19 protein-coding genes and 1 other annotated feature are annotated in these 24,685 nt (G+C 32.3%); of the genes, 11 read left to right on the top strand and 8 right to left on the bottom strand.

Annotation, left to right across the window (positions count from 1 at the left end):
- Nucleotides 1-66 precede the first annotated feature (66 nt).
- Nucleotides 67-2,982: an insulinase family protein gene (locus tag CLORY_RS11780; RefSeq protein WP_079424605.1), complete on the bottom strand. Its 2,916-nt coding sequence runs from the start codon at nt 2,980-2,982 to the stop codon at nt 67-69.
- Between the two features lie 318 nt (nt 2,983-3,300).
- Here CLORY_RS11780 and CLORY_RS11775 point away from each other — a divergent pair, with 318 nt between their 5' ends.
- A complete protein-coding gene (locus CLORY_RS11775) occupies nt 3,301-4,302 on the top strand; it encodes a LacI family DNA-binding transcriptional regulator (protein ID WP_079424603.1) in 1,002 nt (333 codons plus the stop codon).
- Between the two features lie 157 nt (nt 4,303-4,459).
- Here CLORY_RS11775 and CLORY_RS11770 read toward each other — a convergent pair whose 3' ends face one another.
- The gene (locus CLORY_RS11770; RefSeq protein WP_169911606.1) at nt 4,460-5,647 is read right to left on the bottom strand and encodes a DUF5050 domain-containing protein; all 1,188 of its coding nucleotides are present in this window, start codon (nt 5,645-5,647) and stop codon (nt 4,460-4,462) included.
- Between the two features lie 90 nt (nt 5,648-5,737).
- Between CLORY_RS11770 and CLORY_RS11765 the strand changes: the two genes are divergently transcribed.
- Entirely contained in the window at nt 5,738-6,478 is a 741-nt protein-coding gene (locus CLORY_RS11765; RefSeq protein ID WP_169911605.1) for a M48 family metallopeptidase, read from the top strand.
- 413 nt (nt 6,479-6,891) lie between these two features.
- Here CLORY_RS11765 and CLORY_RS11760 read toward each other — a convergent pair whose 3' ends face one another.
- Nucleotides 6,892-7,131 carry a metal-binding protein gene (locus CLORY_RS11760; protein ID WP_079424595.1) on the bottom strand — a complete coding sequence of 80 codons (240 nt, stop codon included), beginning with the start codon at nt 7,129-7,131 and terminating at the stop codon, nt 6,892-6,894.
- Nucleotides 7,132-7,320: 189 nt separating this feature from the next.
- Here CLORY_RS11760 and CLORY_RS11755 point away from each other — a divergent pair, with 189 nt between their 5' ends.
- From CLORY_RS11755 to metG, 9 genes are all read left to right on the top strand, one after another.
- Complete coding sequence (locus CLORY_RS11755; RefSeq protein ID WP_079424592.1) at nt 7,321-7,896, top strand: nucleoside recognition domain-containing protein; 576 nt, start codon at nt 7,321-7,323, stop codon at nt 7,894-7,896.
- A 17-nt stretch (nt 7,897-7,913) separates the two neighbouring features.
- Entirely contained in the window at nt 7,914-8,438 is a 525-nt protein-coding gene (locus CLORY_RS11750) for a spore maturation protein (protein ID WP_079424640.1), read from the top strand.
- 408 nt (nt 8,439-8,846) lie between these two features.
- Nucleotides 8,847-9,572 (top strand): ABC transporter ATP-binding protein, encoded by a 726-nt coding sequence (locus CLORY_RS11745; protein WP_079424590.1) that lies wholly within the window; start codon nt 8,847-8,849, stop codon nt 9,570-9,572.
- Complete coding sequence (locus tag CLORY_RS11740) at nt 9,565-11,226, top strand: putative ABC transporter permease subunit (RefSeq protein WP_079424588.1); 1,662 nt, start codon at nt 9,565-9,567, stop codon at nt 11,224-11,226. Before CLORY_RS11745 ends, CLORY_RS11740 begins: the two co-directional genes overlap by 8 nt.
- 303 nt (nt 11,227-11,529) lie before the next feature.
- A complete protein-coding gene (locus tag CLORY_RS11735; RefSeq protein ID WP_079424586.1) occupies nt 11,530-11,781 on the top strand; it encodes a hypothetical protein in 252 nt (83 codons plus the stop codon).
- A gap of 720 nt (nt 11,782-12,501) precedes the next feature.
- Nucleotides 12,502-13,182, top strand: a complete 681-nt coding sequence (locus CLORY_RS11730; RefSeq protein ID WP_079424583.1) for an ABC transporter ATP-binding protein — start codon at nt 12,502-12,504, stop codon at nt 13,180-13,182.
- Complete coding sequence (locus tag CLORY_RS11725; RefSeq protein WP_079424581.1) at nt 13,179-15,686, top strand: FtsX-like permease family protein; 2,508 nt, start codon at nt 13,179-13,181, stop codon at nt 15,684-15,686. Before CLORY_RS11730 ends, CLORY_RS11725 begins: the two co-directional genes overlap by 4 nt.
- Before the next feature lie 48 nt (nt 15,687-15,734).
- Nucleotides 15,735-15,998 (top strand) — a binding site (T-box leader).
- A gap of 57 nt (nt 15,999-16,055) precedes the next feature.
- Nucleotides 16,056-16,847, top strand: a complete 792-nt coding sequence (locus CLORY_RS11720) for a class I tRNA ligase family protein (RefSeq protein ID WP_169911604.1) — start codon at nt 16,056-16,058, stop codon at nt 16,845-16,847.
- On the top strand, nt 16,844-18,793 hold the full coding sequence (gene metG, locus CLORY_RS11715; protein ID WP_079424576.1) for a methionine--tRNA ligase: 1,950 nt from the start codon (nt 16,844-16,846) through the stop codon (nt 18,791-18,793). The genes CLORY_RS11720 and metG overlap by 4 nt, the downstream gene beginning before the upstream one ends.
- Before the next feature lie 92 nt (nt 18,794-18,885).
- On the opposite strand, the gene CLORY_RS11710 is transcribed toward metG, so the two are convergent.
- From CLORY_RS11710 to CLORY_RS11690, 5 genes are all read right to left on the bottom strand, one after another.
- Nucleotides 18,886-20,757, bottom strand: coding sequence for a DUF4914 family protein (locus CLORY_RS11710; protein ID WP_079424574.1), 1,872 nt, complete (start codon nt 20,755-20,757; stop codon nt 18,886-18,888).
- Nucleotides 20,758-21,359: 602 nt separating this feature from the next.
- Nucleotides 21,360-21,743 (bottom strand): aspartate 1-decarboxylase, encoded by a 384-nt coding sequence (gene panD / locus CLORY_RS11705; RefSeq protein ID WP_079424571.1) that lies wholly within the window; start codon nt 21,741-21,743, stop codon nt 21,360-21,362.
- An 18-nt stretch (nt 21,744-21,761) separates the two neighbouring features.
- The gene (panC, locus tag CLORY_RS11700; protein WP_079424569.1) at nt 21,762-22,607 is read right to left on the bottom strand and encodes a pantoate--beta-alanine ligase; all 846 of its coding nucleotides are present in this window, start codon (nt 22,605-22,607) and stop codon (nt 21,762-21,764) included.
- A 12-nt stretch (nt 22,608-22,619) separates the two neighbouring features.
- Complete coding sequence (gene panB, locus CLORY_RS11695) at nt 22,620-23,447, bottom strand: 3-methyl-2-oxobutanoate hydroxymethyltransferase (RefSeq protein WP_079424566.1); 828 nt, start codon at nt 23,445-23,447, stop codon at nt 22,620-22,622.
- Nucleotides 23,448-23,449: 2 nt separating this feature from the next.
- Entirely contained in the window at nt 23,450-24,412 is a 963-nt protein-coding gene (locus CLORY_RS11690) for a Rossmann-like and DUF2520 domain-containing protein (protein WP_139376024.1), read from the bottom strand.
- Between the last annotated feature and the right edge of the window lie 273 nt (nt 24,413-24,685).

Here is a 24,685-nt window from a genome sequence, read left to right as displayed (position 1 = left end):
ACTCTCAATATAATTAAATAGCATATTGAAAAGATAGGTGGCGTTAGCCACCTATCTTATTCTTAATTAATCAATAAGAGTTTTTACTTCACTAAATACATCCTTATTTTCATTAATCTTAGCTCTGTTTCCAAGAACGCACACATTATTATCACTAAACACTGATTTAAACAGAGGAGCTAAAGCTTTTATTTCTTTAGAGCCAGTATGCAAAATCTCTGTTCTTTCCTTTTGAATGTCTTCTTCAGTAATTCCGGAAAGATAGCAGCCAAGTGTAAAATCACCCCTCATGGATGGAGTTAATGGAGTATCTAGTGGGCTTATCGTTCCGATTATATACCTTGAAATCTCCTCATCGGACAAATTAAGATTTTCAATATAATCAGGAAGGTCATTATAAGCAGCTATTGTTTCCTTTAGCCTTGGATCTCTATAAGAGGATATCCACATGCTTCCGTCGATAGAAGAACTGATACCGCAACCATAAGCTCCGCCTTGCATTCTTACTTTAACCCATAAATATTCATAATTTATTATAGTTTTTGCAACTTTAAGTGCACCAGTATTTTTAAAGCCTTTTGATATAAAATTACTGCCCTTTGCAACATATTGTACTTCACTAGGAAATGTAAAACCCTCGTTAAGCTTTTCTGCAGCTATAGCAGTCTTGCTGCATTTGTCACAATTACCAAGGGACAAAATGAAGTCGCTAATATTATTGTTAAGTGAACTAAAGGATTCTTTTTCTGTAACTACATTTATAAGAAGGTTATCTTTTGTGAATATAGTCTTATAGATTTTTTCTAAATTTTGCTCAAGTACTGTAAATTGATTATCAAAATCTTTTTCTATACTGCTAAGGAATAAATAGAAGCCTATTCCGGCAGTCATATCTGTATATTTAGACTTAGCAGAGAAATATGAAAGTGTTCTCTGTGCAGCAATGGAGTTACCTCTTGAATAAATAACATTTTCTATATTACTCTTTAGATTTCTTACGAGTTCAAGAATTCTGTTTTTATCTGTAAATATAGTATTGTTAACTATTTCTTTTATATAGTCAATCAAAAGAGACTGTTTTTCAGCAAGTGATTTACCTCTGATTACAATACCAGCCTTAAACTCATCTGCAGAATCTTTTACAGCAGTTACCTCTGAGTCAGCATATATACCGCCAGTGTTTATACCGATTATATTTGAAAGATCTTCATAGCTGTAGTTCTTAGTATTTATTTTTCCAAGAAGGTACTTTAATATACCTGTATATGGTATAAGTTCTAATGGTACGGTAGTTGTATCAAACATAAAATTAACATAACTTATTTTATTTGTTGTAGCTTCATTAAGAAGTATTTTTATTCCTGAGGCTTCAATTTCTTTTACATCTACATGCTTTATTTTTGGATCTACATCCTCAATTTTTAATGATGGGATAGTTGCTATAGCCTCTGGAGAATCATCTTCTGTTTGACGTTTTTTTAGGACATCCATGTTTTCTTTTATCTGTTTGATGTCTTCATCAGATAAATTAGCTTTGATATTTGCTAATTTTTTATTAAGTTGTTCTGCTTTTGCTTCTGATACGCCTTTTTTAGGTACTAGCGTCAAAAGTGAACTATGGGTGTTTTTCAAAATATATTTTTCTATAAGATCCTCAAAATATGAACCTTTATATTTACTCTTTATATTTTCAAGCGCTTTTTCATATTCAAGATGCAGTGTAGGACTGCCGTCGTAAATCCAACTTTCCAAAACAGTGAGATTGTATATAAGTCCCTTTGGATAGCCGGAAAAATCTGCTTCTCTAAGTTCGAACTCTTTTCTGTTTACAGCAGCTTCCTTAAGTTTTTCGTCGATACCGTTTTTAACAAGTTCAGTAAGTGTGTCATGTACAAGTTTTGTAAATTTGTCTTTGCTGTTTTCATCAGCATTTTTTATAAATATACTGAAATAAGGCTGAAGCATACTGGTAGAAAAATAACCATCCACAACTTTTGCAATTCCACTAGATAAGATTGCTTTTTTTAGTGGAGAAGCTTGAGAATCTATTAAAATATTTTGCAGCATTGAAAAGGCAATATGATTTTCAGCATCAAGAGCATTACCTACAGCATAATTTAATGCTATATAGGCATTGTTTTTCAACTCATCTGAAGAAAAATCAATTGATACTTCCTGCATCTTAGATAATGGCTTCTGAAATTCTATGCTAGACTCTATCTCTTTTTTATCGAAATGTGAAAGATATTCATCATTAATAAAAGCCATTTGTTTATCTAAATCACCATTTCCATATAAATAAAGATAACAGTTTGAAGGATGATAATATTTTCTGTGAAAATCAAGGAAGTTTTCATGAGTAAGTTCTGGTATGTAGTCTGGATCACCACCAGATTCATACTGATAGGTAGTATTTGGAAAAAGAGACTTCATACTATGTCTTTCTAATAGACCATCAGGATTTGACAAAGCGCCTTTCATCTCATTATAAACTACTCCATTGATTGTAAGTTCATCTGATTTCTCATCAAGCTCGTAATGCCAACCTTCCTGAAGAAAGAATTCAGGATGCTCATAAATTCCTGGATAAAATACAGCGTCCAGATAAACATCCATCAGATTCATAAGGTCTTTTTCATTACAGCTTGCAACCGGATATACAGTTTTATCAGGATAAGTTATTGCATTAAGGAAAGTATTTAATGAGCATTTAAGCAAATCTACAAAAGGTTCTTTTGTTTTAAATTTTCTTGAACCGCATAAAACTGTATGTTCAATTATATGTGGAATTCCCATATTGTTTCCTGCAGGTGTTCTGAAGGAAGCTGAAAACACTTTGTTATCATCATCATTTTGTAATGCAAGTAATTTTGCACCGCTTTTTTCATGTAAAAAAAGTTTTTGTGAAGAGCTTATTTCTTTTATGTATCGCTCTTCTAATAGTTTGAAGCCATTATAGACCTCTCCTACTTTATAATTCATATAATCACCTCTCTTAAAATATTAATGGCACCCATGTAAAAGTATACCATAATAACAATAAAATAATCCATATATTAAATATATTTTAGATATACAGAAAAATATGTTTTAAAAAATCATAATATTTGGTAAAATAATAGTAATACTTGTTGAAATTTGAAAATATATTAGAAATGACACCAACTTTAAAATGTATAAGTAACAATATAAACGTTTTAATTATTGTTTTCATAAGTTTACAATGAAAGCTATGTAAGTATTGAAAAATTTACATTTTGTAGGTATAATTATTTATATAAATGAGAGGGAGTTGATTAAATGGCTGTATCAATTAAGGATGTAGCTAGAGAGGCTGGAGTTTCAATAGCTACTGTATCTAGAGTCTTGAATGATGTGGATGTAGTAAACGAGGATACTAAAAAGAAAGTAAAGGACGCTATATTGAAATTAGGTTATAGACCTAATATTGTAGCAAGAAGTCTTAAGACTCAGAAAACAAGAACTGTTGGAATACTGATACCTGATATATCAAGTCAACTGTATCCTGAGATAGTAAGAGGAACTGAGGACGTTGCTAACATATATGATTACAACATTATACTCTGTAATTCTGATTCTGATTTAGAAAAAGAAAAGGAATATTTAAGAGTACTTAAGGAAAAGATGGTTGATGGTGTTCTTTATATGAGTAGTTCATTGGAGCCTGAGATAGTAGAACTTATTAAAGAATTAGAGCTTACCACTGTATTGGTAGTAACTACTGATAAGGATAAGACATTTCCAAGTGTTTCTATTGATAACAGGGAAGCGGCTTATGACGCAGCAATATATTTATTAAATAAGGGTAATAAAAAAGTTGCTTATATAGGGAGCCATAAAGATGCAGTTAATGCTGGAGCAGCAAGGTACTTCGGATATGAAGATGCATTAAAAGAAAAAGGTATCGAGATTAATGAAAATTTAATATATTTTGGTGAATTAAGAGCTCAGGAAGGTTATGAAGGAGTTAATAAGATTCTTGAATCAGGGGAAAAATTTGATGCGTTATTTTGTGGTTCAGATGAAATTGCTATGGGCGCTATAAATGCATTGAGGGAAAAGAATATAAAAGTCCCTGAAGATGTTGATGTTATAGGTTTTGATAACATATATTCATCTTCTATATTCTATCCTAAACTTACTACAGTCGCTCAACCTATGTATGATATGGGATCTGTAGGTATGAGAATGCTTATTAAATCAATTAATAAGAAGGATCTTGAAGAAAAGAACTATATTTTACCTTATGAATTAATAGAAAGAGATTCTTGTAAGAAATGATTATAAAGAGAGAAAAAGAGTAAAGAGAAAATTATGGAGAGAATTCAGCTATTGCTGAATTCTTTTTAAATTTACTCTTTAGAAAATTTGCATAAAATTCGTGTTACAAATGTCTAATGAAAAGATCAGTCTTTGTAGTGTTGCATCATTTCCTTTTTTAGTCTATGGGGTAGTAGGGTATTTCACCGGAATCCATAGTATTTAATTTACATTTATTTTCTTTTAAATCGTATATATACATGCTTGATGTATTCCTACCGTTTGTTTCTATAGAGTAATCATAAGAGATTACAAAACCAAATAACTTATTATGGGCTATATAAAAATTACTAACAGGCGGCATATTAAGTGAAGAAAGCCTGCTGGTATGTAAATTTATATATTTTATATGGTGAGAATCGGAAAAATATAGTTTTGATTTCCAGATGTTTAAATCGTATATACCATTTTTGTTTTTGTAAAACTCTTCTATTTTATTATGACTTCCAGAAGTTTTAAGTCTGTATAGAATTTTGTTACTCTTTATATGAGGAATATGAATAGCAGAAGCTTCTGCAGGAAAAAAATATATATAGTTTTTATGATATATATAGGAAATCATATTTTCAGCAGTTACTGAATAATACTCTTTGACAGATAACTTAGAACTTAATGCAGCAGCCTTATAAAGCCTAATTTTTGAATAATCTGATTTTGTATAAAAAAGTTTTTTTCCATCTTCACTAATTGTAAAGTATTGTACCTTGTTATCAATAAGCTGTTTTGAATCAAGAGTATCTAAATCAGCTCTATAAAAGGAACCATCGGATTTAAGATAGAAAATGTAATTCCTTGCTATAATGAAAGCTTTATAGCTGCCTTGCAGGCACATTTCTAAATTATTTCCATTAGTTTTACATTTATATATGTTTGAGTTATAATTCAAAAAATATAACCATTCATTATGGAGGTTAAGATAGAGATACAAAGCATTATCTTTGCTAGGAACGATTTTAAAAGAAGATGTAATACCGTCATTAAATGATCTATATATAGAAGAAACGTTATTTTTATTACTAAAAAAAGGAGAAAAATTTGTAAAACAATAACCTTTATCGCTAGCCAATAATCCACCTTTAGAAAGATTTGAAGGAGTATTTCCAACTACAGAAGAACTGTTAATTAAAGTGTTTTGAAAACTCGTCAATGATGCTGGAGTTGATTTTTTTGATAATTTTGCTTTAATGTTAACTGAACTTATTTTATTATTTTTAACTGAACTGTTTGATGATATTATATATATAATAAATGATGATATACCTATACACATTAATATAGCAGCAACTATAAGAAGCTTTTTTCTCATGAAATAAGACCTCATTCCAACTTTTTTATATAAGTAACAAATAATCATATAATAATTATAAACAATTATGGATGAAAAGGTGAAATTATTTTGGAAAATATAAATTTAGATAATACAATAATATACTATAAGGTTATAAAATCAAAGAGAAAAACCTGTGCTATTCAGATAGATATTAAAGGTAATGTAGTTGTAAAGGTTCCTATGCAATATAATAAAATACATATAGAATTATTTTTACAACAAAATAAATCCTGGCTAGTGGGAAAAATAAGTAAAGTGGAATTCCTTAACAAGAACTATGAAAATAGAAATTATACACAAGGAGAAGAGTTTTTTTACCTAGGTAATAGACTTCCGCTACATATAGAAAAGATAGAGGGAAGCAGTTTAGCTTTAGCTATGAAAGAAGACGGATTTTATGCTAAGCTGGGTGAATCGATAACTGTCAGCACTCGCAAAAATCATATAAAGCAAGCACTAATATTATTATATAAAAAGGCAGCTCGAAGGGTATTGATGCAGAAGACTGAGTATTTCAGCAGTATTATAGGAGTTAATTTTAATAAAATCTTTATAAAGGAACAAAAAACTTTATGGGGAAGCTGCTCTTATATTAATAATATAAATTACAATTGGAAAATAATAATGGCCCCTGAGAAAATAGTTGATTATCTTGTAGTACATGAGCTTTGCCATATAAAATTCAGGAATCATTCAAAAGAGTATTGGAATGAGGTTGGAAAATACTTACCGGATTATAAGCACAGGAGAAAATGGCTTAAGGAAAACGGAAGAATGTTAGACTTGGATAGGAAGATTAGGAATTAAGTAAGAAATTCTGCTATGCAGAATTTTAACTATTCACTCTTTAGAAATTTATATATTTTGTCAATTGCGGCTAACTTTTAATTAATATCAAGATATATCACTAAAGAGAAAAGAGAAAAGTGAAGGAAGAAATCGCCTCCTTAAGGAGCCAATTTCATTATATGGTGTTGTATATTTTATTTAGTTTACGCTTTTATGATTTAAGCTGTTTGTCCAAAAGATGTAATTATATAATATACGAAGTGATATGAAGATAACTCTTAAGAAAATACTATTAATTAAATAAACAAGAAAAAAATTTGGAAGAAGTAATGTAGAAAATAGTACTTTGTAAATGCATAGAGCCGGTTAAAGGGGTGAGTGACCGTAGGAGGCATTTTTCAGCCGACGGAGGCCACTCGCCCCTTATTTTATTAGTTTAGAGTATTGTTAAATGGTTCTCCGTCTTCGTATACAAAAGGAGCTGAAAAGAAAAAATCTTTTTCATGTCCACAATTTTCACAGGTACAGCTGCATACATCAAAAGGTGCACCTTCTATAATGGATAGCTGAATCTGTTCTGTAATAAACTCTCCTCCGCAAACTTCACAATGAGTCTTATTGATCACTTCATATTCACTTTCTATATATTTCATAATTTCTCTTAATGTCATTAATTAACCTCCAGCATATTAGCGCTAATTTCAATGGTAACATTAATAGGACAAGGATTCAATATAAAAACTATTTTTTTGAATTACCATAAATTATGATACATATAAATGTATTATACACATTTAGAAATATGCATATATTTCATTATATAAATAGTTTGCGAATTTTTTTATCGAGGAGGGGAGATATTGATAAACTACATCTGGTTTTTTATTTTGTTTGTTGGAATTTTAATTGGTATTGTGACTGGAAGAGGGGCTGACATAACAAAAGCTATTGTAGATGGTGCGGATTATCCGGTAAAAATGATCCTTGGAATGGCAGGAATGCTTTGCATGTGGTGTGGGGTAATGAATATAGGTGAAAAAAGCGGACTTACAGAAAAATTAGCTAATATAATGAAGCCGCTTTTAAAGATATTATATAAATCAGCAGGCAAAGATGAAAAAGCGCTTGGAGCTATAGTTATGAATTTAACAGCAAACATGCTAGGATTATCTAATGCAGCTACACCCTTTGGTATAAAGGCTATGGAAGAAATGCAAAGGCTTAATCCTAAAAAAGATACAGCTTCAAATGATATGAGTTTATTTCTTGTAATGAATGCTGCATGCATACAACTTATACCTTCTACGGTTATTTCTATTAGAGCATCAGCCGGTTCGAAAAATCCAGGTATGATAATAATACCTGCAATAGCGGCAACAAGTTTAGCAGCAATTGTAGGTATCATAAGCTGTAAGATACTGGAGAAATATTTTTAGTGGAGAGGATATTTAATATGAATTACATAGTAATCTGTATAATTCCAATTATCGTAATTAGTGTAAGTTTGTACGGTTTTATAAAAGGAGTGAAGGTATATGAATGTTTTGTTGATGGGGCAAAGGAAGGGATAAATATATGCGTAAGGATATTTCCTTACATACTGGCTATGCTCGTAGCAGTAAGTGTATTCAAATATTCTGGGGCATTAGAATATATTACATATATTTTTTCACCTATACTTAAATTGATGGGAATTCCTAAAGAATTAATGCTTTTAATATTTATTAAACCACTGTCAGGAAGCGGAGCTTTAGGTATTTTTACAGACGTAATCAAAACCTATGGAGCAGATACTAATATAGGGATAGCGGCATCTATAATTATGGGAACAACTGAGACAATCTTTTATACAATTACAGTATACTACGGGGCAGTTAAAGTGAAGAATATTAGACATACACTTATAGCGGCAGTAATAGCAGATATTACTGCAATTATAGCAGCTGTTAATATTACTGTGTTTATAAAAAATATATAAAAAACTATGAAAATGAATGAAAAAAGGAGCTAGAAGAAGATTGAAGATAAAAGATAAATAAAAACCCTAAAAAGAGTTATATAATAACTTATTTAAAATAAAATAAAACTTGTTAAATGGTATAAATATCTATATAATCTATATTATAGTTTTAGTAATTCCTCAGATGTAATTCATACAGAAACAAGATGTAATTTTACACATAGGGAATTAACTAAAAGTATGTTTAAAATCGTCAGTAGATAGTGTAGAATATGGGTAATAGGGTATTGGTTTATATAGAAGAGCTAGAAAGCACTGACGGTTTTATTCTTTTGTCGGGTACCCGAAATTATGAAAGGGGTATGATAATAGATATTAAATATGTTTAACAATTTTACGTATGGTATAAAATAAGGAGGATTTCTTATGATTGAAATTACAAATCTTACTAAGAGCTATAATGGAAAGACTAAAGCTGTTGATAGCATAAATCTTTCTATTGATAGAGGTGAAATATTTGGCTTTTTAGGCCCTAATGGTGCTGGAAAAACTACGACCCTTAAAATGATCACAGGAATAATCGATATAGATGGTGGTCAAGTAAAAATTAACGGAGTTGATAACCAAAAAAATCCGATTGATGCTAAAAAGCAGTTTGGATATGTACCTGATAGTCCAGATATGTTCTTAAGATTAAAAGGTATTGAATATATAAACTTTATGGCTGATATATATGATGTTCCTACAGATGAGAGAAAAGGCAAAATAGAGAAGCTCGCTAAAGTATTTGATATGAATAGCGCTCTAGGAGATCAGATACAAAGTTATTCTCACGGTATGAGGCAGAAAATTGTAATTATGGGTGCACTTATTCATGATCCTGAAGTATGGATACTGGATGAACCTCTTACTGGTTTAGACCCTAAGTCTTCTTTTTCACTTAAGGAAATGATGAGGCAGCATGCTGATTCAGGTAAGACAGTATTTTTTTCAACTCATGTGCTGGAAGTGGCTGAAAAAATATGTGACAGAGTAGCTATTATTAATAAGGGTAAAATACTTTTCTGCGGTACAATAGAAGAGATGAGGGAGCATTTTAAGGCTAACGAATCTCTGGAAAAAATGTTTTTGGAGTTGACTGAAGATGAATAAGATTATTATTTTAACTAAATGTCTTCTAAAAAGTAATTCAAGCTATTCTGGCAAAAAAAGAAAAATACCACCTATGCTGATGAATGTAATAGGTTTATTGATACTAGTTGCATGTCTGGGAATACCTTTAGGAATGTTTTTTGCATCTATGTATGATAGTCTTAAAACGATAAATCAGGAAGGTGTTATTATAACCTTGGCAATTGCTTCTGTCAGCATGATAATATTCTTCTTTGCTATATTCTATGTACTTACAGTGTTTTATTTTGCCAGGGACGTCGAAGTTCTGCTTCCTATGCCATTAAGATCTTATGAAATACTTACAGCAAAATTTATATCTGTACTTATATACGAATACATTACTGAAGTTATAGTATTTGCACCAGCGCTTATAGTATTTGGAATTAAGAGCCAAGCTTCGATTTTATATTATTTATATGCAGTCATACTGTTTTTCATTATCCCAATATTGCCACTAGTAATCGCCGCTATTATAAATATGGTAATAATGAGATTCACTAATATCGGTAAGCATAAAGATGCACTTAAAATTATAGGTGGAATGATTGGTTTATTATTTGCAATAGGTATAAATTTAGTATCACAAGGCCTAGGTAAAAATGCTGATTCTGCTGAACAGATGAAAAAGTTACTACTAGAAGGGAATAATTCTTTGGTTGGAATAGTGTCGCGTTTGTTTCCAACATCAAGAATTGGTTCTTTGGCATTAATTCATAGTGACAAACTTTCAGGACTAGTTAATTTAATAATATTTGTTCTTATCAGTGTTATAATATTTGCGTTATTTTTAATGCTATCTGAAAAACTCTATTTTAAAGGTGCTCTTGGTAATTCAGAAATATATTCAAAACGAGCAAAACTGACCAAGGAACAGCTCCATAAAAACATTAGAAAGAATTCGCCGATAAAAGCTTATACTGTGAAAGAAATAAAGATACTTTTCAGAACACCTGCTTTTCTTATGAATTGTATAATATCTAACTTTTTGTGGCCTGTGTTTATGATAATAGGTATAGCAACTTCAGGCGTTAAACTTAGTCAGTTGAACATGCTGTCGGGGTATATACAAGGAGATAAAATGTTGGGAATAGTGGTAGCAGTAGCATTTGGACTAGGCGTATTTATGGAGGGCGGCAATGGAATTGCAGCAACCTCGTTTTCTAGGGAAGGCCAGAATCTTTATGTTAGTAAGTACTTACCAATAAAATTCATGGATAATATTATGGCGAGAATAAATGCTTCTTTGATTATATCTGCACTGCCGATAATTATTATATATGCTGCGTGCTTTTTAATTCTTAAGCTGCCAACTTATACTATACTTCCTATTATTATAGTAACAATTTTGGGAATGCTGTTTATGGCTTTTGCAGGAATTATCATGGATATAAGATTTCCTAAGCTTGATTGGGATAATGAGCAGAAAGCTGTAAAGCAGAATCTTAATTTACTTATAACAATGTTTGGAAGCTGGATTGTAGCTGGAGCAATAATATTCGCTATAGTAAAATTAAATTTTGGACTATGGTATGCATTTGGAATATTAGCTATTGTGTTTGGCTGTTTGAATATAGCATTGTATTTCTTTATAGCTAAAATAGGAGAAAAGTGGTTTGAAAAAATAAATTTATAAAAATATCATTTAGGGGTGAACTTTTTCTCAAAAGTTACGTTATATAATATAAAGATATATTTAAAAGCTGGTTGAGGCAATGTAATATTGCCTGAAAGTACATTATATTTTGCCTTAAGGTACAGTTGTTTGAAATATATGCTTGCTATAAAATAAGTATATAATAAATTAGCTTATAATATTGACAATAAACGTACTGAAGTCTGGACTGGTGAGCCGGCAGATATTTAAGGATTTATGTACAGGCTAGCTGCTAAAGGGTCTATTAATAGGGTGAGAGAAAATAATGGGAGGTTGAAAAAAATGATTGAAGAAAAAGTTACTGAAGAAAAAATAACTGAAGAACAAATCCAGAATCAGGATTTGTTTTCTGACCAAAACAAAGAAGTTATACTTGGCATATGTTTCGGCATTGGAATAGGGGTATTCGCAGGTGCAGTAATCAATAATGTTATGCTTGGTATTTCAGCAGGAGGCGTAGTTGGTGCAGTAACAGCAGTTGCTACGGACTACTACAAAAGATTTAAAACAAAGAACATATTTCATAAAATATAATAAGCTATTATTAATATTATTTATTGTATGATTGAATTCGGCTATGCCGAATTTTTTTTCTTGCTCTCTAGGAATTTATGTTTTCTGGGAACAGTGGATAACTTTTAATCAAAATTAAGATACACCACTAAATAAGAGAAAAGGTGGTTATTAAATGAAAAAACGATACAACGTGTTTACGAAGAAGTTAACAAGAAACAGTAATATATTTTGAAATTAGAGAATTAAGATAAGAAGGCAACAGAAGCAGTATAATAAAAGCATCTTGTTAATATTAAGAGTTAGGGCATTAAAAATGGTTACATCCGACGGAGGCATTTGGAGTGAGTTTAGCAATTATCCGTGTCTTTTAGGCAAATTTCCGTTAAGATGGCGAATTGTTTGAGGCGCAGCCGAGTTATGAGCCATTAGGAAATTTGACTAAAAGATGCGGTGAAATTGCTTAACGCAGCGGAATTAGCCGACATAGGGTGTAACCATTTTTTACTTATAATCTAATATATTCATTAGTATCCTTCAGCTCTTTATTCCCATTCTGAACAATAATTTGCATTCAGTTAATTTACATTATTAATACATTATGTAATAATATATTAATAATGTAAAGTTATGAATCATTAATATATTGATAGTTTATATGAAATAGCTTAATAGCAATTAGTTTAGATTTAATCTAGAAGACGTTAGTGCATATATTATGTTTGGAAGGGAAGAAGGTAAATGAGTATTCTTCAAGTAAAAGAACTAAGAAAGCAGTATGGCAGCAAGTTTAACCCGGTGAAGGCAGTTGACGGAATTAATATTTCGATTGAAGAGAAAAAATTTGTAGCTATCATTGGTACTAGTGGAAGTGGAAAATCCACGTTATTAAATATTATGGGAGGATTGGACAAGCCATCCTCCGGAAGTATAGAAATTGGGGGAAAAAGTTTATCTGAACTTACGGATAAAGAACTTACAATATTTCGAAGAAGGCATATCGGCTTTATATTTCAGAACTACAACCTCGTTCCGATGTTAAGCGTGTACGAAAATATAGTTCTACCAGTTGTGCTGGATGGAAAGCAGGCAGATGAAAAATACTTTGATGACATTGTAACTATGCTTGGGTTAGAGGATAAGTTAGATAATCTTCCTAACAATCTATCCGGAGGACAGCAGCAGAGAGTTGCTATAGCTAGAGCCTTGATTACAAAGCCTAATATAATTCTTGCGGATGAGCCTACAGGAAACTTAGACAGCAAAACCAGTGAAGAGGTAATAAAGCTGTTAAAAGAGTCAAGTAAGAAATTTAATCAGACAATAGTTATGATTACTCACAATGATGAAATAGCTAAAAACGCAGATACTATTATACACATAGAGGATGGAAAAGTAGTAGAAGCAGGTGGTGCTAGATGAATAAAAAACGGAAATTTACATTGAATAAATTTTCAATAAAATATTTTTTGTGTAATACAAAACAGAATTTAGTTACGCTTACAGCTATATTATTAACTACGATTATGTTTACCATTATATTTACCATAGAATTGAGTGTAAAGAAATCAGTAGAGCAGGCGACCTGCAGGCAGGTTGGAACTACGAGTGATATCACTTTTGAAAAAATAACCAGAAAGCAGACTGAAAGCATTTCAAAGAATTCTCTAATAAAAGAATACGGCACTTGCATTTATGCTGGTGTGGCAGCAAATAAGGGCTTAGAAGGTGCGCCTACAGAAATACGCAGTGCAGATGATGAGTTTGCAAAGATGTCTTTGAATTACCCAACCGTTGGAAGGATGCCGAAAACAGAAAATGAAATAGCTACGGATACGATTGTCTTAGATTATTTAAATATTCCTCATAAAGTTGGAGAAAAAATAACTCTTAAATTTAAGAAAAATCCAAAAAGCAAAAAAACAAGCACAGCTCAATTTGTTTTATCTGGTTTCTGGGAGGGAGACATAGTTGCCAGTGCAAATAAGATATGGATGTCGAAGGCTTTTGTAAGTAATTATCTATCAACCAAAGAGGTTAGCAAAAATTTAATTATCGATATAGGACTGAAAAATCATTCAAATACGAAGAAAATAGCAAAGGAAATTCTTGGTGAAGCTGGACTTGGTAATAAAAACATAAAGACCAGCTATAACTGGGCATATGAGAAAGCCATGAACTTTAAAACTAAAGTATTATATTCTCTTGGAATCCTGCTAATTCTGGTAAGCGGATATCTTATAATTAACAATACAATACAGATTTCTTTGGCAAAGGAGATTCAGTTCTATGGCAGATTAAAGACAATTGGAATGACTTCAAATCAGATTTATAAGCTGCTTAGAAAACAGGTAGCTTATCTGTGTATGCTAGGAGTGCCTATAGGTCTATTAACAGGCTATGGTGTAGGCTTCTTAATTTTGCCGCTTGTGCTTAATGCACAGTCAGGCGCATATACCATCTCTAGCAGCCCAGTGATATTCCTGCTTTCAGCATTGTTTGCAATTATTACAGTGCTTGTGTCCAGTGAAAAAGCAGTAAGAATTGTTGGGGCAATATCTCCTATAGAAGCCTTAAAGTTTCAATTTAATAGTTCCTCTGGCAGTAAACGAATTAAAAAGTCAAGGAAAGATGCTAAATTACATAGGATGGCTTTTGTTAATATAAAACGAAATCCTAGAAGATTTGTTATGACTATAATTTCTTTATCACTTGGATTTGTTGTTATGAACAGTATCTACACAATAAATAACAGCTTTGACATAGATAAATATCTAAAGGACATTATTTCAACGGATTTTTATCTTTCAGACAGCACTTTAGTTGATTCTTATTACAATATGAATAACCATACAATATCAAAAGATTTGTTGACAAAAATAAAAAGATTAAAGGGCTTTAAAGGGCTTGGAAATATATATTATCACGAAACACGAACAAAGTTATCAAAGGCTGCAAAGCAAAGAGTTACAAAATTTTATCAGCAAAAGGATGTGTATAAGCAGGTTGCTATTGATAATATTTGGATCAATGCTTTTAAGAAAATGAAAAAGACAGGTAAAATGGGTGCTATTGTATATGGCGAAGATAATCTTATAATTAAAAAGCAGGATATTTATTACGGAAAATTCGATTTGAAAAAATTTGAAACTGGAAAATATGTGCTGGTTTCAGGAGCGGAACCTTTTAATAAGGATGATGAATGTAATGATAGAATCGGTGAAAACGTAATAATTGATGGAAGAGTATATAAGGTGATGGCTTATATAGATGTACTTTCGCTTAATAGAGCAGATTCAACTAAAACAAAGCCAGCATTAAATAATAAATATATCATTCCATCAAAGATATTTTTAGAGCGGTATTCTCAACAATCACCGATGTTAACCTATATTGATTTTGATAAAGGCAACATAAACGATGCTCGCAAGTATTTGGCGCAGTACAAGAAAAATATTCAGCCTAATCTGGCAATAAAGTCAAGAAACGACTATGTAAAAGCTTATAGGAGCGAAACGGTTGCTGAAAATGTTATGGGACAGACGTTGAGTATTGTAATTATATTAATTGGTATATTAAATTTTATTAATACCTTGACCATTTCAATGGTATCGAGACGTAAAGAATTCGCGCTTATGGAAAGTGTAGGTATGACAAAGGGACAGCTTGCAGCTACGCTTATCTATGAAGGAATTTACTATGCAGGCTTTACTGTGCTGGTATCTGCACCGCTGGCTGCGGTTTGCAGCTTGACTTTCGTCAGAAAATATATAAGTAATGAGTGGACCAACACTTATCATTTTACGTTGATGCTAATACTGATAGGTGCAGTGGGAATGCTAGTATTTTCAATTATTCTTCCAGTTTTGTTTCTGGAAAGCAGTAAGAGTCAGACAGTTGTTCAGCGTTTAAGAATGGCAGAATAGTTTCTTGACAAATACACAGCATTGATTTATAATTCTGTATGAAATAAATATAGAGCTTTGATGGGAAGAGTACTAGATTTTGGATATCTAAAGAGAGCAGGGTTGGTGAGAAACTGCGATGGAAAATTCTATGAACATGGCCCCGGAGCTTATTGCCTGAAGCTAAGCATAAGGCAATACGGGTTTGTAGCCGTTAAAATACTGGGTGATAAAAGCTAAACTTTTGTAAAAACAAAGCTGAGTCACTTGATAAGATATTTGTTGTGAGACAAATATGAAATAGAGTGGTACCGCGTATTTAATGCCTCTATATGGAGTTTTCTGTATAGAGGTTTTTTATTTGTGTAAATTATGATGAGGAAGGGTAGTATGGAACAGAAAATATATGACGGAAGAATTTATAGCTGCAATAAAATATATGTTGATTTAGATAGTTTAGAAGATGTTTTGCGCAAAGATGTAGTAAATAGATATAATATGTTAAAATCCAACAAATCACATAAAACTGTTGAGTTATTTACCAGAGATATGAAGCTGCCATTTATACTAAAAAATTGCAATGTAGATTCTATAAGATATTTTATCATAAGCAACCAAGATAAAAATAGGGGGGCTTTAGAAAATCTTGTAATGGAGAATAATAATAAATTATTAGGTATATTAGGAAACTATATTAATAGGTGCCTAATTTACGTAAAGAGATATTTCGGTGGTAAACTTCCAGCAGGAAATGTAGATACTAATATAAAGAAAAGTATAAATAACCTCTATGATAATGTTGGAAAAATGATAGAAAGTAAGCAGTTTAATAGTGCTTTAGATGAAATATTTATATATATAAAAAAGGCTAATGAATATTTTGACAATAATCAACCCTGGATTCAGGTTGACGAAAATAGAAGTGAAAATGAGCAGGTACTTTATAATTGTATTATTATAATTGCAAATTTATCTAACCTGTTAGAACCGTTTATGCCTGAATGCTGTAGCAAAATAAGAAGATTTTTAGATATCTCTATACCAAAATGGGAGTATATAGAGGAAACTAAAATAATTAAAGTAAACAAATTATCACCCTTATTTGATTGGATAGATATAGATGATATAAAGGATGATATTAAAAAATACAATTACAACAGTTTAAAAGGAGGAATATCATGACAAAGAAACCATATTATATTACAACACCGATTTATTACCCATCTGCTAAGCTACATATAGGAAATACCTATACAACTGTAGCAGCTGATGCTTTGGCTAGATTTAAAAGGCTTAGAGGTTACGATGTTATGCTGCTTACAGGTACCGATGAGCATGGTCAGAAAATTCAAAGAATAGCTGAGGAAAAAGGTGTTACACCTAAGGAATATGTTGATGAAATAGTGGCAGGAATTAAAGACCTATGGAAACTTATGGATATAAGCTATGATAGGTTTATAAGAACTACAGATGACTATCATGAGAAGGCTGTTCAGGATATATTTACAAAACTTTACGAGCAAGGTGATATTTATAAGAGTTCTTATGAGGGATGGTATTGTACACCTTGCGAATCTTTCTGGACAGAAACTCAGCTTGTGGATGGAAAATGTCCTGATTGCGGAAGACCTGTTGAGAAAGCAAAGGAAGAGGCTTATTTCTTCAAAATGAGCAAATATGCTCCTAAGCTTATTGAATATATAGAAAGTCATCCAGATTTCATTCAACCTGAATCAAGAAAAAATGAGATGCTTAATAATTTTTTAAGACCTGGTCTGCAAGACTTATGTGTGTCGAGAACAACATTTAACTGGGGAATACCAGTTAAATTCGATCCTAAGCATGTGGTTTATGTATGGATAGATGCATTAACTAACTATATAACTGCTATGGGATATGGAAATGATAAATATAATGACTATAATAAATATTGGCCTTGTGATGTTCATCTTATAGGTAAAGATATATTGAGATTTCACACTATTTATTGGCCTATTATGCTTATGGCATTAGGTGAACCGCTGCCTAAGCATGTATTTGGTCATGGCTGGCTTCTTGTTGACGGCGGGAAAATGTCAAAATCAAAAGGAAATGTGGTTGATCCAGTAGTGCTTGTAAATAACTTTGGTGTAGACCCAGTAAGATATTATCTTCTTAGAGAAATACCTTTTGGTTCAGATGGCTTGTTTAATAATGAGATATTTATTAAGAAGATTAACTCAGACTTAGCAAATGATCTTGGAAATCTTGTTTCTAGAACTGCAGCTATGATAGGCAAATATTTTGATGGTGTTATTCCTGCACCTACTGATAAGGAAGAAATAGATGATGAGCTTATCAAGCTGGCATTGGATACTCCAAATCAAGTTGATAAAGCTATGGATGCCTTTAAAATACCAGAAGCATTAGACAGTATATGGAATTTAATTGGACGATCAAATAAATATATAGATGAAACTACACCATGGATTCTGGCTAAGAGTGAAGATAAGAAGGGCAGACTTGGCACAGTGTTATATAACTTAGTTGAGAGCCTTAGAATAATATCTTCATTAGTAGCGTCATTTCTTCCAACTACAAGCAGTAAGATTAATGAACAGCTTAATATTGAGCTGACAACTTGGGATTCACTGTCTGCTTTTGATGGAACTAGAGCTGGCACTATGGTTAAAAAAGGAGACGCTATTTTTCCAAGAATTGATGTCGATGCTAAACTTGCAGAACTTGATGCTATAAGAGAACAGCAAATGAAGGAATCTTCAGCAGGTGACGCAAAGGCTGAAATAAAACCTATTAAGCCTGAAATAACAATAGATGATTTTGACAAGCTTGACTTGAGAGTTGTTAAAGTAAAAGAATGTGAGCCGATTAAAGGAGCTAAGAAACTTTTGAAATTAAAGGTTGATCTTGGTGGTGAAGAAAGACAGGTAGTCTCTGGAATAGCCCAATGGTATAAACCTGAAGATTTAGTTGGTAAATATGTTGTGCTTCTTGCTAATCTTAAGCCTGTAAAATTAAGAGGGGAACTTTCGCAAGGAATGATACTTGCTGCTGCATCAGAGGATGAAAGCAAATTGTTTGCAGTTACAATTCCTGGAGATCTTCCAACAGGAAGTACAGTTAGTTAATTAGAAATTGCGAATGAGGATATAAGAAAATCCAGCTGTACAGCTGGATTTTTTCCTACATTGCAAATTTCTCATTCATAGTTAATGATTATTTAAGGTATAAGATCTACATATTCTTTTAATGAACCATTTCGCAAGCATACTTCAATAATCTGTTTTCCAAGTGGATCTAAATCAGGTGTTAAAAATTGCTGCAACTCCGATTTAAAGAATTCGTTGAGCATTTCTGCACCGGCATCATAACCTTCAACACCATTATCATCTTGTAAATCAACTTGAAGGAAATCTTTTGGAACAGATTGTCCATCTATTTTTAAAGACTCAAGAGCATATCCTAATAATGGACATCTAGAAGGTACGAGAGGTTCCTTCTTAAAGTGAACATTTCCTCTTCTTGCAAGATATTCTCTAGCAATCCATTGTCCCATAAAACCAACCTTATAGACACCTATATGTTGGTTTGGTATTAATACATAATGGGTTTCAGGAGTGCTTAGAATCTGTTTTAGAAGCAGGTTAGCCTGATCAACTCTTCTTCCAGTAGCGAATGGCCAATATGAACCAACACCTTCGCTGCTCATACCCTCAGTAGAAGTCACACTAGGATTAGCATGTCCTCTAGGAGCCACAAGTCTCCAAAGCCATGCAAGTGCCGGTGGAAGAACATGGAATATGCCTATGATTCCGTAATTTGGATTGTTTCTTTCGCTAGGTGGAGTTCTTACTCCAAAACTTCTCAAATCTATTTCTACAGGTTCATTTACTGCAACATTCTCTATAAATGTTCTTGGTAAGATAACTCTAGGGTTAGTACATGGTTTGCCAGGTGCGTCTAAAGTATGCTCCCAAATCAGACAAGTAGCTTCTGGCTTACCATCTATATTCAAGAAAATGAGAGGTTCCTTAGGATAAATAGTCATTCTTTCAATATTAGGATCAGTACCATATTTGTTTATATGGTCTATTCTTAAGAACCATCCATTTTCAGCATCTTCAACTACAAGCTTCTTACCATTTTGTATAGATGGTATAGCCATAGCCATATCATCAGTAACCGGCTGAAGTTCACAGGCTTCTTTTATATCCATATAAAACTTTTCGCCGCTTAGTGTGTTTGTTCCAATCAGCAGTCTACCATCTAGTTCTCTGTGGAATTGCTCGGTCATTTCACTTTTACCGCCTCCGCTTGCCCCTTCATGCATGATAGTAAATGTGTTTTCATATGGAGTTGTTATTTTAACTGCTGACGCATGTAAAGTAACCCAGCCTTCTTCTTCACCTATATTAAGAAGTACTCCGTAAATACCTTTTTTGGCACTTGGACCTGGATATAAATTATAGCAGAAAAGTTCATGCATTTTTTCAAGTCTGTTATGAACTACTACCTGTTTACCACCAAAATATGTATGCCTAAATGGTGGTGCCAAGTATAAAATAGCTCTAGGTTTAAATTCGTATGGAATCTTACTTCTTGGTATAAAGCCTTGGAGATCAGCAAGACAGCTAGCAAAAAAACCAGCATTAGCAGGAGCTACTAAAAGGGCAGGATAGCCTATTTCATCTGCTCCGGCCATAAATGGAAGTAAGATTAATTCATCTTGATTGTTAAACCAATCAAAAGTTTCATTTCTAAGCTCATTAAAATCCTTATTAAATCTGTCTTTGAACTGCGGTTTATCAGTAGGTTTATCATCAGCAATAACTGTACAATCGGGATCTCTTCTACGCATATAAGGATCAGTGTAATTTACTGACAAACCATTTTTGCATCTAACAACAGTGGCTTCAAGCACATTACCTTTGCCTGGAGTGTCGTACGAAACGTCAAAAATGTTAACTTTATCTCTTCCCATGGCTATGTCTAATAAGTCTTCTCTAGTCTCTGCCAAAATCACTTCCTTATTTTCAAGAATAGCCCCAAGCTGTTCTGGTAGGATTAGTTTTTTAAAAATTGATTTCTCCATGATTAACTCCTTACGTTTATAAAATAGCCTCTAAATTAATAATATTGCTAAAATATAAAAAATGCAAGTTTAAAATAAAAAAAATTCATAAAAAATTTTGCTGAAACTTATAAAGTGAGATTATATCATATATTACAGCAAATGAAAAAAGGCATAAAAATAAAACTGGTTTTAAAATATGAATATTACTTTTGAGGATACTTTCATAATATAAGCAGAAAAAAGCAGACTATATTTATATATTGGGAATCAAGAAAGTGCGTTAAATTAAGATAATATTTAGTAGTTAGTGTATGTTTTAAGTAGATAAGAGAAAAGAGTAAAGAGTAGAGAGAAAAGTGAAAGAAGAAATTCTGCTGTGCAGAATTTCTAAGAATTTAAATCTGATTATCAGCAATAACTTTTTAAAAACTAAGACTTACCTAATATTCTAAAAATATTATTATAATAATTAGCATTATCTATACAATCAAAATTCAGCCCGGCTGAATTTTAACCTTCACTTTTCTCTTTTCTCTTTACTCTTAACTCTCATACCTATTTAATGCACTTTCTCTTAACTATTCCGTCCTATACATTTAGTTCGTCTTATATTTATATCCTTAACCAATAACTCCATGTTTTTCGTACTGAGCAACACTTTTTATTTTGTTTTGCTCATCTACAAATACAACGGTTGGTTTATAATCTGTTACCTCTTTAGGTTCCAGCTGAGTATATGTCATGATGATGACTAAATCTCCTGGCTGCGCGCATCTTGCAGCAGCTCCATTAAGGCATATTACACCGCTACCTGCATCACCTTCTATTACATAGGTTTGAAATCGCTCTCCGTTATTTATGTTAACAATTGATACCTGTTCATATTCATAAATTCCTGCTGCATTCATAATTTCACGATCTATTGTTATACTCCCAACATAATTCAATTCTGCCTGAGTAACAGTTGCTCTGTGTATTTTAGATTTTAGCATATTTAAAAGCATTATAAAGTCCTCCGATTTCTATAAATTAAAAGTAAAGTTATCAATCAATCTTGTTTTACCAATATAAACTGCTATGGCAGTTAAAATAGAAGAATTTATATTTGTAACAGGAGCTAAAGCTGAGCTGTCCACTATTTCTACGTAGTCAATCTTTGCTAAAGGCTCTGAATTAAGAGTATCTTTTATGATATTTTTAACAACTTCGGCATTTCGTTCTCCGCTAGTAAGAGCAGCCAGTCCTTTTTTTAGACTCTTATTAAGTATAACAGCAGCTTTTCTTTCTTCGGATGATAAATAGGTGTTCCTTGAACTTTTAGCCAAACCGTCTGCTTCCCTGACAATAGGACAAGGTACTATAGTTACAGGTACATTTAAGTCCCTTACCATTCTTTTTATTACAGCTAGCTGCTGCGCATCCTTTTGACCGAAGTATGCTCTTTCTGGTTGTACTATATTAAAAAGCTTTGTGACAACAGTGCATACTCCTCTAAAATGTCCAGGTCTTTTTGCACCACATAGTCCTGAAGTAAGATTTTCTACATCTACAAAGCTGCAGAAATCCTCACAATACATGTCAGAAGGAGAAGGACTAAATATCATATCCCCGCCGCATTCAGAAACCAGCTCAGTATCATGTTTTAAATCTCTTGGGTAGCTTGCTAAGTCTTCGGATGGACCAAATTGTATTGGATTAACAAAAACGCTTACTACAACCTTATCATTTTCTTCGCTTGCCTTTTTAATTAATGAACCATGACCCTCGTGAAGAAATCCCATAGTAGGTACAAGACCTACAGAAAACCCTTCTTTTTTCCAAAGCGCCACTTGTTTACGAACTTCTTCTGGGGTGTTAACTATCTTCATATCGCTCAACTCCTAGTATAATTTCTCAATAATAGAATGATCTATTTTAAATTCATTTTCTTTTGCAGGAAAAGCACCTGAATTAGTTTCGACTATATATTGTTTTATTGCATCAGTCATGATGCCGCCTATATTAGCATACTGCTTAACAAACTTAGGTTTAAAATCAGAAAACATTCCAAGCATATCCTGATATACGAGTACCTGACCGTCGCAGCCTTTGCCCGCACCTATTCCAATGGTAGGTATGCTTAATTTTGAAGTTATTATTTTAGCTAGCTCAGCAGGAACACATTCTAAAACTACAGCAAAAGCACCAGCTTCCTCTATAATTTTGGCATCTTCAGTTAACTTTTGTGCGGCCTCTTGAGTTTTTCCCTGAACCTTAAAGCCGCCAAAGGAATTTACTGATTGAGGGGTAAGACCAAGATGCCCAACAACAGGAATAGAAGCTGAAACAATAGCTTTTATTTGTTCAGCAACGGAACTTCCTCCCTCAAGCTTAACGGCTGCAGCACCACCCTCTTTTATAAGCCGTCCAGCATTTACAACAGCATCATAGACTGAAGTCTGATAGGACATAAATGGCATATCTGCAACGACAAGTGCATTTTTTGCACCTCTTGTAACTGCTTTTGTATGGTGAAGCATATCCTCCATAGTTACACTCAGAGTATCTTTATATCCTAGGCATACCATTCCTAAAGAATCCCCGACTAATATACTGTTTATACCAGCTTCATCAACGATTTTTGCCATAGAATAATCATAAGCAGTAAGCATAGTTATTTTAGTTCCTTGTTCTTTTGCCTCTTTAAAGGTAAGTACAGTATTTTTCATTTTCACATTCCTCCTAATAATTTTTCCATATAAGAATAATCAATTTCAGAATTTTTACGCTTAGCTATAGATATAAGTTCCTTGCTTAAATCACAGTATGTGTCTACATGTTCGGCGGGCATATGCTCTAAGTGATGCTTTATAGTTTCTATATCATTTCGCTGCACCGGACCTGTAAGAGAATTATCAATGCCGTTTTCTAATGCTGAATTAACATTGCTGGTAATAAGTGGATATAGCATTGAAATAGCTTCTTTTTCACTGAAACCATATACTGATAAATAATCGCAGCTTCTTTTTAACAGAGCAAGAAACAAATTGCTTACTGTCACTGAAGCAAGATGATAAAGGCTTTTGTCTGTAGACGTTATTGGAATTATATTAAGGTTTATGCTCCTAAATAATTCTATTATATAGTCCAAACGTTCCTTACTGCCTTCAATTGTAAAAAGCGAGTCTTTTAAATATTTATAGCTTTCGTATTTATTTGAAACAGGAAAAATAGGGTGAATTGAATAAGAAAAAGCATTCATTTTATCTATGTCTGAAAAGATTTGAGAAGAAAGACTACCACTTGTGTGGCATAAAATTTTGTTGCTTAAATCAAATTGCTTAATATTAAGATATGTTTTGTATATTTCATCATCAGGTACAGTAATAAAAATAATATCAGAACATTTTATAAGGGCTTCTATGTCATAAAATGCACTTGAATTAGTAAATTCAGCAGCAGCTTCGGCAGAATGGAAGTTTCTACTGTAATAGCCTGATAAATCTAAGCTATTAATTTTGAAAAGTTTACCAACGGAAAATCCAACTTTTCCGGCACCTATGAATCCAATTTTTATGGGTATCACCTCCAACGGAAGTGTACCTGTAATGAAATATGTCTCATTCGTAAAGATATGAGCAGTATTAAAAATTGACACAAAATAAAATGGTGCAGCTCTTACGATGCCACCCAATAATATGTTACCAGATAATTTATAGCATAAAAGAAGTTAAAAATCAAGAACGGAATAAAAGAATAATTCTATGACAAAATCGATTATTTGCGAAGTAAATGAATACATTATAATGAAAATGGTTTTTAGAACTTTATAGTCTTGTTAATAAATTAGGAATGCCGAATGGAAACTGTGGATGAAATTCTAGTATATATGATTTTATCTCCATTCCTAGTTTGCCCTAACTAGGAAATTTGTGTTACAAGTGCTTAATGAACGGATAAATCTCCG

The sequence above is a fragment of the Clostridium oryzae genome (assembly GCF_002029235.1).
Classification (GTDB): domain Bacteria; phylum Bacillota; class Clostridia; order Clostridiales; family Clostridiaceae; genus Clostridium_AE; species Clostridium_AE oryzae.
The sequence above is the reverse complement of the archived record's forward strand: the minus strand, read 5'-3'. Positions and strand labels throughout refer to the sequence as shown.